Annotated in this window: 8 protein-coding genes and 1 tRNA gene; 6 read left to right on the top strand and 3 right to left on the bottom strand. The window is 71.8% G+C overall.

All coding sequences use genetic code 11. From position 1 onward, the window contains the following. Nucleotides 1-629: 629 nt before the first annotated feature. Nucleotides 630-716: transfer RNA gene (locus tag AC1DVZ_RS06280), tRNA-Ser, on the bottom strand. A 141-nt stretch (nt 717-857) separates the two neighbouring features. Here AC1DVZ_RS06280 and AC1DVZ_RS06275 point away from each other — a divergent pair. The 6 genes from AC1DVZ_RS06275 to AC1DVZ_RS06250 all read left to right on the top strand — a co-directional run bounded on the left by AC1DVZ_RS06275 (nt 858) and on the right by AC1DVZ_RS06250 (nt 8,171). Beyond that, nucleotides 858-1,862: a phosphotransferase enzyme family protein gene (locus AC1DVZ_RS06275; protein ID WP_477617319.1), complete on the top strand. Its 1,005-nt coding sequence runs from the start codon at nt 858-860 to the stop codon at nt 1,860-1,862. Nucleotides 1,863-1,893: 31 nt separating this feature from the next. Next, complete coding sequence (locus AC1DVZ_RS06270; protein WP_477617318.1) at nt 1,894-2,226, top strand: YtxH domain-containing protein; 333 nt, start codon at nt 1,894-1,896, stop codon at nt 2,224-2,226. A gap of 536 nt (nt 2,227-2,762) precedes the next feature. After that, nucleotides 2,763-4,484 (top strand): S8/S53 family peptidase, encoded by a 1,722-nt coding sequence (locus tag AC1DVZ_RS06265; protein WP_477617317.1) that lies wholly within the window; start codon nt 2,763-2,765, stop codon nt 4,482-4,484. After that, nucleotides 4,484-5,077, top strand: a complete 594-nt coding sequence (locus AC1DVZ_RS06260) for an RNA polymerase sigma factor (RefSeq protein ID WP_477617321.1) — start codon at nt 4,484-4,486, stop codon at nt 5,075-5,077. Before AC1DVZ_RS06265 ends, AC1DVZ_RS06260 begins: the two co-directional genes overlap by 1 nt. Then, nucleotides 5,074-5,604, top strand: a complete 531-nt coding sequence (locus AC1DVZ_RS06255; RefSeq protein WP_477617316.1) for a hypothetical protein — start codon at nt 5,074-5,076, stop codon at nt 5,602-5,604. Before AC1DVZ_RS06260 ends, AC1DVZ_RS06255 begins: the two co-directional genes overlap by 4 nt. Before the next feature lie 113 nt (nt 5,605-5,717). Continuing rightward, the gene (locus AC1DVZ_RS06250) at nt 5,718-8,171 is read left to right on the top strand and encodes a CHAT domain-containing protein (RefSeq protein ID WP_477617315.1); all 2,454 of its coding nucleotides are present in this window, start codon (nt 5,718-5,720) and stop codon (nt 8,169-8,171) included. Here the strand turns inward: AC1DVZ_RS06250 and cysE are convergent. Both cysE and cysK read right to left on the bottom strand, forming a co-directional pair. Continuing rightward, a complete protein-coding gene (cysE, locus tag AC1DVZ_RS06245) occupies nt 8,132-8,731 on the bottom strand; it encodes a serine O-acetyltransferase (protein WP_477617314.1) in 600 nt (199 codons plus the stop codon). The genes AC1DVZ_RS06250 and cysE overlap by 40 nt on opposite strands. 29 nt (nt 8,732-8,760) lie before the next feature. After that, entirely contained in the window at nt 8,761-9,687 is a 927-nt protein-coding gene (cysK, locus tag AC1DVZ_RS06240) for a cysteine synthase A (RefSeq protein ID WP_477617313.1), read from the bottom strand. Between the last annotated feature and the right edge of the window lie 39 nt (nt 9,688-9,726).

Raw genomic sequence — 9,726 nt, 5'->3', positions numbered from 1 at the left:
CTTCCGGCTCGGCCCCCCGGACGGCGCGCCGGCGGGCGGTGGGCACCTGCGGGTAACCGTGGGCGCGGCGGGGGACGACCCCGAGAGCCTCGACGGCCTCGCGCAGGCCCTCGCCGAGGCGGCCCTCGCGGGTGGGCGACCAGCGCGGGCCCGCTGACGCGACCCTTGACGCCACGACGCACCGGACGGCACGAAGGCCGGGCTGCAGGGTTGCCCGGCCTCCGGCCCGCCGCCCGAAGGCGGACGCCTCATTCCCCCGACCACACACGCTAACGGCCGGTCCTACTCCTCAGGATCGTTCAATTCGCGTATGAGTGCACCCGAATTGATGAGGTCGCGATGGCAATTCTCCGTCTATTCAAGGCATTTCGCACGCGGCACCACCGGACGGCCTCGACCGCCTCGGCGTGTCGCCCTCAGGCGACCTTCCGACGTGAGTGCGAAGGACCTGATCGCCAACGTAGCGACCCACCAGGGCAGGGCAGATCACCCCAAGCGCGCACCACCCCTACGCCATATCCACCGGCTGACCTGACCCCTTGTGGCTAGTCAGGCGCAGACCCAAGTCGACGAGACCCGTCGCATCCGCAGGGTCCGCAGGCTCGCTCCGCGCCCGGCGGAGCTGCGCGCGGAGGGCGTGGGATTCGAACCCACGATGGGTGTAACCCCATAGCGGTTTTCAAGACCGCCGCACTAGGCCACTATGCGAGCCCTCCTTGGCCGCGCGGCATACCCGCAGGACCAGGGGACACGGTATCGCTCGTCACCGCGCGGCACCGCACGACCGCGTCGCGGTCCCCCACGCGGGCGGTCCCCCAGCAGTCGCCTCCTCGACGGTGGCGTGCTCGAATGGCCGGGTGGATGCGGACGAGCTGGCGCGACGCTTCGCACTGGGTGGCGCCGCGAGGCTGTCCGACGGCCCCGTCGCGCGCGGCAGACAGGGCGTGGTGTGGCGGCTCGAGACGACGGACGGCACCTGGGCGGTGAAGGTGCCCTTCCACCCGTCGACGGAAGAGGAGGTGCGGCTGGCGACGACGTTCCAGGAAGCGGCCCACGCCGAAGGCGTCCCGACACCGCAGGTGCGTCGGACCGAGGACGGCCTGGTGTTCGCCAGCCTGCGCGGCAGACAGGCACGGGTGTACGAGTGGGTCGACCTGTGTCCACCCGACACCCACCTCGATCCCGCGCAGGTCGGCGCGGTCGTGGCCGCCCTGCACAAGGTTTCGGTCGAAGTCCCGGTCGGCGTCTCAGTCGGTGACACCGCCGTCTCGGTCGTCGACCCGGGCCAGATCGACCCGTGGTACCGCGAGCCAGTGGGAGCCGACCGCTGGGACCGACTGGTCCAACAGCTCCAGGACGCGGGGGCGCCGTTCGCCCGCAGACTGGCCGACCTGCGTGACGAGCTCGTCGCCCTGGAGTCCTGGATCGAAACACCGCAGACGATCGCGACCTGTCACCGCGACCTCTGGGCCGACAACGTCCTGCCGACTGCCGATGGCGGTCTGTGCGTCATCGACTGGGAGAACAGCGGGCCGGCCGATCCGAGCCAGGAGCTCGGGTGCGTGCTCTTCGAGTTCGGCCGCTCGGACCCCGGTCGGACGCGAGCGCTGGTCAACGCCTACCGCGACGCCGGGGGGCCGGCCACAGTGAGCCGACGAGGCCACTTCTCGATGCTGATCGCGCAGCTCGGCCACATCACCGAGCTGGCGGCCACCGACTGGCTGCAACCCAACCCGCGTTCACCGGACCGCGCGGACTCGGTCGCGTGGATCGGGGAGGTGCTGGACGAGCCGCACACGCGCGACCTGCTCGACTCCGTGCTGGCGTCCACCCGGCAGGCCGCTGACCAGCGTCTTTGTTAAGGTCGAAGGAACCGACCAAAGGATGCGAACCATGGCAAAGCTCACCTTCCTCGCCGGTCTCGCTGCGGGCTACGTGCTCGGGGCCAAGGCCGGTCAGAAGCGTTACCAGCAGATCAAGACCCAGACCGACCGCGTGTGGGGCAGTGACACGGTGCAGTCCCGCGTCGACACCGTCAAGCAGGTCGTGAAGGACCAGGCGCCCCTCGTGGCGGCCAAGATCGGTGACGTCGCCAAGACCGCTGGTGCCAGCGCCAAGGAGCGCCTCACTGGTGAGGAGCTCCCGGAGACCCTGCACCGCGGGACCGACGGGCGGCTGCACGCCGACACCACCGGCTTCGGACCGGGGCCGGGCAAGCTGCCCTGACCAGCGGGCGACAGCCCACACGGGCGCACGGCACCCGAGGCACAACGGAAGCGGCACGGCATACGGAGTCCGGTATGCCGTGYCGCTTCTGTGTTGCTGGACTCAACGGCGTCGCCGAGGAGGTCCGGCTGGGCGCGTGCTGGGAACCCCTGACCAGCACCTTCCACAACCTGACCTACCCGGCGACGCGCCCCGAAGGGCGGGACGGCAGCACGCCCCCACGAACTGCCGCCCAGCCCGCTGGCACCCCTGTGACCAGCGGTCCTTCATCGCCCGGACCCGTCGACCCCTGCGACAGGTCCTGCACGACATTGGCGTCCTCTCCGTTGTGCCCTCCTCGGTCCCCCGACCAGGTCTGACACTGGACAAGAGTCGGCTGCCGGGCCGCTGATACATCGACGTCGAAGAATTCTTGCCGGCGAGTTCTCGGGGGCTGTCCGGTATCAACCAGCCCGTCTCGTTCTCCTGTCAGATGACGCATTCCCTCACTACGCTGAACACCGCACGCGTGGTCGGCACGACCCTCAGGAGATCCGATGGCCGCATCAGCCCCCCCGCCGTCCCCTGGACCGGGACCCACACCCTGGGTCGCGATCCCGCGCTCGGCGGCGCGGCGCCTGGACGTGCGCGTGCTCGACCCCGCCAAGGCCGTGCGGCTCGATGGTGACGACGCCCTCGCGCCCACCCTCTATGCCGGGAACCGCCTGCTCGTGCGCGGACTGGCCACGGAGTCCGCGCGCGGTCCGATCAGCGCACTCTCGGCGATCGCCGAGCGGCTGGGCTACTACGCCGACGCCAAGCGGGACGCGCGGTTCGAGGCGTTGGTCGCACAGAACGAGCTCGTGGGCCAGGTCGACACCGCCGTCTCCACGACGGTGGAGTTCCGTCCCTTGCCGGACCGTCCCGTCGTGGCCCCGGACGCCTGGCTGATCCTGCAGACCCTGCGCGCGGAGGACCCGGAGTCGGCGAAGTCCGTGAGCCTCAGCCACATCGTGACAGCGTCGGGCTACGGCTCTGGCGTGGGTTACGGCTCGGGCGTGGGCTACGGCTCTGGCGTCGGCTACGGCTCCGGGGTCGGCTACGGCTCTGGCGTCGGCTACGGCTCCGGGGTCGGCTACGGCTCGGGCGTGGGAGACGGCGACGTGCAGATGCCCGGCGGCGGGCCCTCGCCCCGCTGCCCGGTGGTGTGGGCAGGTCCGGGACCCGCGCCCCAGGGAGAGGCAGCGGGCGACGCCGAGGGCGCGACGAACGGCCCGGTCGTCGCACTGCTCGACACCGGACTCGGGCAGCACTCCTGGTTCGGCTACGGCGTCATCCGGAACGTCACGGTCGACGGCATACCCATCGGCGAGCGCTTCAGCCCCGCCGACGACCCGGAAGTGTCGGGCTGCACCCTCGACCGGGTCAACGGCCTGCTCGATCCGTTGGCCGGCCACGGCACGTTCATCGCCGGCGTGGTGCGGCAACGCTGCCCCGAGGCCACGCTGATGATCGTCCCCGTCATGCACGGCGACGGCGTGACCGACGAGGCCTTCCTCGTGGAGACGCTCGGACTCCTCTACGTCCGCCAGCTGCTCGCCCACTCCGACGTCGACAAGGGGCCGGCGATCGACGTCCTGTCGCTCTCGCTCGGCTACTACCACGAGACGCCCGGGGCGTTCGACGACGAGCCGGCGTTCTGCGGCATCCTCAGGGCGCTGGCCGGCACCGGCGTCGCGGTGGTGGCCGCCGCCGGTAACGGCGGCACCAACCACGAGTTCTACCCCGCAGCCTTCGCGGTCGCGGGCGGCTTCGACCTGCCCGTCATGAGCGTCGGCTCCCACAACCCCGACGGCCGCACGGTGTCGGTGTTCTCCAACACCGGTCCGTGGGTTCGCACCTATCGGTGTGGGACCGCGGTCGTGAGCACCATGCCGATCACGTTCAACGGCAGCCTGCAGTCGGTCCTGCTACAGCCCGCCGCACCTGACCCGGCGGCAGCCCGCCCGCTGCGCGGGTCGTGCGACCCCGACGACTACTCGAGCGGGTTCGCCCTCTGGAGCGRCACCTCGTTCGCAGCGCCTGCGTATGCCGGTGACCTGGCCGCCAGCCTCGTCGGGGAGGAATGGTGCGAAGTCACCGACCCGAAGGCTGAGGGCACCGACCCGAAGGCTCGGGCCGAGAGCACCGATCGGAGGGCTCGGGCCGAGGCACTCTCGAAGGCACGGGTCGAGGGGCTGGCCAAGGCCATCGCGACGCTCGAGGACGGCGAGCGGTGATGCACGCAGAGGGCGGCACCCGCAGCCTCGCCGAGCTGGCAGCACGCGCGTTCGCCGACTACCGCGACGGTCGACCGGAGGCGATGTCGCAGCTGGTGGACAACACCACCACGCTGCTCTGGCACACCGCCCGGGCGCAGGGGCTCAGCGCCCCGCAGGCCGAGGACGTCGTGCAGAACACGTGGTTGGCGCTGGTCCAGCACGCGTCGGGGATCACCGACCCCCAGGGCGTGCTGAAGTGGCTGCTCACCACCACCCGACGCGAGGCCTGGGCCGTGTCCAAGCGGGCGCGGCGCGAGGACGTCCGCGAGGACATGGGGGATGCGATGCCCGAGGTCGCCACGACCAGGGACGAACCGGCCGAGGTCGTCGTGCGCAGCCAGGAGCAGGGCCTGCTGTGGCGCCACTTCAAGGATCTGCCCGAGCGCTGTCAGCAGCTGCTGCGCGTCATCGCCCTCGCCGACCGACCTGACTACGCGCAGGTCGCCGACGCGCTCGGCATGCCCGTCGGCAGCATCGGGCCCACCCGCGGCCGATGCCTGGCCAAGCTCCGAAGTGCCCTGCTCGGCGACTCGGGATGGGCGACGTCATGAGCGACGACGTCATCAGCGGCGACGGTGTGAGCGGCGACGGCGACTGGGAGGCCGCGGCACTCGGCGACATCGACGACCAGGACCTCAGGGCCCTCGCGACGCTCCGGACCATCCTGCAGGCGAGCGACCCCGTGCCGGGCGGCCTGGCCGAGCGGGCCAAGTTCGCGATGTCCGTGGCCGCCCTCGAGGCGGAGGTCGCCGAGATCACGACGACGACGGCCGAGCTCGCCGGCGTGCGCTCCACGCAGTACGACCGGGCTGGCACCATCACGTTCTCCAGCGACCAGCTCAGCGCCATGATCACCATCGAGATGGTCGACGGCGGTGGCGCCCGGCTGAGCGGCTGGGTCACCACCGGACCCACGCACGTCGAGCTGCGCGAACGGTCACGAACCCAGGAGACCACGACCGATGACGCCGGCCGCTTCACCTTCGCGTCCGTCGAGCGCGGGCTCGTCCACCTCGTCATGCGGCGGCTCGACGACCCGCAGAGCCGCCCGGTCATCACTCCCGCCATCGAGATCTGAGGTACGACATCGAGGTTGCTGACCACCAGGTCGCCGAGCTCCTGGCCCGAGCGCGGAACCTCAACGAGATCGGTCGGTTCCGTGACGCCGAGCGCAGCCTCCGCCGCGCCCTCGTGCTGGCGGAGCGCCTGGATGGCGAGGAGCGGGTGTCGACGCGGTCGCGGCTGCTCATCACCCTGGCCTGGCCGACCCTGGCGCTGCACGGACTGGACCAGGCCCTGGCGATGCTCGCCGAGTCGCGCGAGCAGAGCGACTCGGCCCGGCTGCGCGCACTGAGCTGGATCCAGGAGGCAGTCGTCCACGTCTCCTGCCAGGACTGGCGGGCGGCCCTCAGCGCCCTGGACAGGCTCGGCGACACGGACGGGTTGCTCGTCCCGGGCGAGGAGGTCGCGGCCCGGATCAACGCGGGGCTGGCCCACCTCTCCCTGCTCGAGCTCGGACCGGCCCGCACCGACCTCATGACCGCGCTCGAGGTCAGCGTGGAGCACGGGCTGGTCGAGCAGGAGTTCAAGGTCCGCCACAACCTCGGCTGCCTCGAGTACTACGCGGGCCGGCTCCCCGAGGCCATCCGCCTGATGCGCGAGGCCGACGAGATGGACGTGCAGGTCGGCCGGGTGAGGGCACAGCACGACCTGGCGCTGGTCCTGCTCGAGGTCGGGCTGCTCGACCAGGCGCGCGAGACGCTGACCCGCGCTCTCGACGAGGCCAGGCGCGACCGCCACCGCCTCGAGGAGGCCGACCTGCGGCTCGACCTCGCGACGACCGCGCTGCTGCGCGACGACCTCTCGACCGCCCGCGACCACCTCGACGCCGCCGTGGCGGCCTTCCGCGCCAGGGGGGCCGGCGAGCGCCAGCGGAGCGCCGCACTGCTGCGCGCCTGGGTCGCGGTGACCGAGGGGGTCGTGCCCCGCGCACTCGACCGCACCCTCGCGCCGTGGTTGGGCGTCGACCGACCGGTCACGCCCGACGAGCGCCTCGCTGCGCGGGTGCACGTCGAGGCCTTGTTGCTGCGGGGGCAGGTCGCCGAGGCCGGGTATGCCGTGCAGCGGCTTCGGGGACGGGTGCGCCAGGGGTTCGCCGCCGACATGCACGACCGCCTGCTGGTCGCGAAAGTGGCTGCGGCACAGGGCGATACGACTGCGTCCCGCAGGGCGGTCCGCTCGGCCATGCACCGACTGACCGGGCGGCAGGCACCGAGCCAGAGCGTCGAGATCCGGTCGGCCCTGGCCCTGCACGGTCGCCGGATCGCGGACTTCGACGTCAACGATGCCCTCGCGAGCGGGTCGCCCGTGCGGGTCTTCGACGCCGTGGAGCGCTGGCGCGCGGTGTCCCACCGCCTGCCTCTGCTGTCCACACCGGAGGACGGGCGGTCGGCCGAGCTGGTCGCCGAGCTGCGCCAGGCCCGTCGTGAGGGAGCCGCGCCCGGCGAGGAGGGGGCTCGTCAGCGCGCCCGCGCCGCCGAGCTCGAGTGGGAGGTCAGCCGTCTGGACTGGTCGCGGGCCGAGTCCGACGGTGGCGCGGCCGCCGTGGCCCCGGTCGGGCATGCCGCCACCCGGGAGCTGCTCGGGTCCCGTGGCGAACAGGCCTTGGTCTGGGTCGCACAGGACGGAGAGGAGTACGTCCTGGTCGTGACGGCCAAGGGGACCCGGCTCCACCACGTGGGACCGGCCGCCGAGGTCGCGGCTCTGGCGGACCGGCTCACGCGGGACCTGCACGCGCACGCGTTCGCCGGCACCAACCCGGCCCTGGAGGCGGCCGTCGGCCGCGCCGCGGCCGGCTCCCWGGCTGCGCTCGACCAGCGGCTCTTTGCCGCCGTTCAGCTGTCCGACGGACCCGTCGTCGTGGTGCCCGGGCGAACGCTCATGGCGGTGCCCTGGGGGATGCTGCCCAGCCTCTCGGGCCGTCCGGTCACGATCGCCCCATCGGTGACCCGTTGGTCCTCCCCTCTGCTCTCGGCCGAGAGCCTTCCGGTGGAGCGGCTCAGGGTCACGACGCTGACGGGGCCGAGGCTCGAGCGCGCTGCCGCAGAGGCGGCCGCGGTGACCGAGGCCTGGGAGAGGGTCGGCGCCCTGGCGACCCGTCACGAGGGGGCGACCGCGCAGACGGTGCGGGACGCCTTGTCGGGTGCCGGCCTGGTCCACGTGGCGGCGCACGGCACCCACGAACGCCAGAGCCCGTGGTTCTCGTCGTTGCGCATGGCCGACGGCCCGGTCTTCGCGCACGAGCTACCGAGACAGGCGACGGCGCACCACGTCGTGCTGTCGGCGTGCGACGTGGGACGGCTAGACCCCCGCCCCGGGGACGAGCCCCTCGGGCTCACGGCCGCACTGATGGCGCTCGGCGTGCGCAGCGTCGTCGCGCCGGTTGCGCCGGTGTCAGATGCCGCTGCGGCTGATGCGATGGGGACCTACCACCGGCACCTGGCGGACGGCGACTCCGCGTCCGAGGCCCTGGCCGCGACGCTGACCGCCCACCCGGGCGCGGGCGCCTTCTGCCTCTACGGCACCGACTGGCGGCCGGAACCGGCTCAGATCCAGAGGGCGGGGTCCTTGAACATGGCTTCGTAGGGGTCCTCGTGGCCCTGCGGGAAGCGGATCACGGCCGGAATTCCCGTGGCAATCGCCCCAGCCGGAACGTCTTTGACCACCACGGAGTTCGCGCCGATCTGCACGTCGTCACCGATGTAGACCGGACCGAGGATGCGGGCGCCTGCCCCGATCGTGACCCGCGACCCGACGGTGGGGTGCCGCTTGACGCGCTGCAACGAGCGACCACCCAGCGTGACGCCGTGGTAGAGCATCACGTCGTCTCCGACCTCGGCCGTCTCGCCGATCACGACGCCCATCCCGTGGTCGATGAAGAACCGGTGGCCGATCACGGCACCGGGGTGGATCTCGACCCCCGTGACCGAGCGCACCACCGTCATGACGACACGGGCCACCGACTTCGCCCAGCCGCCACGCAACCACAGGCGGTGGGCGAACCGGTAGGCCCAGATCGCGTGCAGCCCGGGCGAGTTCAGCGCGACGTCAACGCGCGACGTCGCGGCCGGGTCGCGGGCGATCGCGGCGTCGAGGTCGTCGACGATGCGGCTGCGCGCGCGCCGGGCGTACAGGGCGAGGGTCACGGAAGAAGCGCCACCTTGGGTCGGGTCGGTCAGTCGAGCAGGTCGGAGAAGAGGATCGTCGACAGGTAGCGCTCACCGAACGACGGGATGATGACGACGATCGTCTTGCCGGCGCTCTCAGGACGCCTGGCGACCTGGTCTGCCGCCGCGAGCGCCGCACCCGAGGAGATCCCGACGAGCAGGCCCTCCTCCTTGGCCGCGCGCTTGGCCCACTCGACGGCCGTCTCGGCGTTGATGTCGATGACCTCGTCGTAGACGGTGCGGTCGAGGATCTCGGGCACGAAGTTGGCGCCGATGCCCTGGATCTTGTGCGGGCCCGGCTCACCGCCGTTCAGGATCGGCGACTCGGCCGGCTCGACAGCGACGATCTGCACGCCGGGCTTGCGCGCCTTGAGGACCTGTCCGACGCCGGTGATGGTGCCGCCCGTGCCGATGCCGGCGACGACGATGTCGACCTGGCCGTCGGTGTCCTTCCAGATCTCCTCTGCCGTCGTCTTGCGGTGGATCTCCGGGTTGGCCTCGTTGGCGAACTGCCGCGCGAGGATCCCCCCGCGCTCTGCCGCGATCTCCTCGGACTTGGCCACGGCGCCCTTCATGCCCAGCGCACCCTCGGTGAGGACGAGCTCGGCGCCGTAGGCACGCAGCAGCGCCCGGCGCTCCTTGCTCATCGTCTCGGGCATCGTGAGCACGACGTTGTAGCCGCGGGCCGCACCGACCATGGCCAGCGCGATCCCCGTGTTGCCCGAGGTGGCTTCGACGATGGTGCCCCCCGGCTTCAGCTCACCGGCGGCTTCGGCCGCGTCGATGATGGAGACGCCGATGCGGTCCTTGACGGACGAGGCCGGGTTGTAGAACTCCAGCTTCGCCGCGACGGTGGCCTCGCTGTCGATCAACCGGTTGATCCGCACCAAGGGCGTGTTGCCGATGAGCTGGGTGACGTCGTCATAGATGGGCATGCGGGCTTCCCCTTGCGTTCGTATGCCGCGCGCCTGCCG

This window comes from Pedococcus sp. P2_E5 (assembly GCF_056403895.1).
This window is presented reverse-complemented; position numbering and strand designations above follow the sequence as displayed.

Bases quoted from the DNA above. Each gene is read 5' to 3' on its own strand.
- cysK (WP_477617313.1), bottom strand. From the start codon at position 9,687: ATGCCCATCTATGACGACGTCACCCAGCTCATCGGCAACACGCCCTTG.
- AC1DVZ_RS06255 (WP_477617316.1), top strand. From the start codon at position 5,074: ATGAGCGACGACGTCATCAGCGGCGACGGTGTGAGCGGCGACGGCGAC.
- AC1DVZ_RS06270 (WP_477617318.1), top strand. From the start codon at position 1,894: ATGGCAAAGCTCACCTTCCTCGCCGGTCTCGCTGCGGGCTACGTGCTC.
- AC1DVZ_RS06260 (WP_477617321.1), top strand. From the start codon at position 4,484: ATGCACGCAGAGGGCGGCACCCGCAGCCTCGCCGAGCTGGCAGCACGC.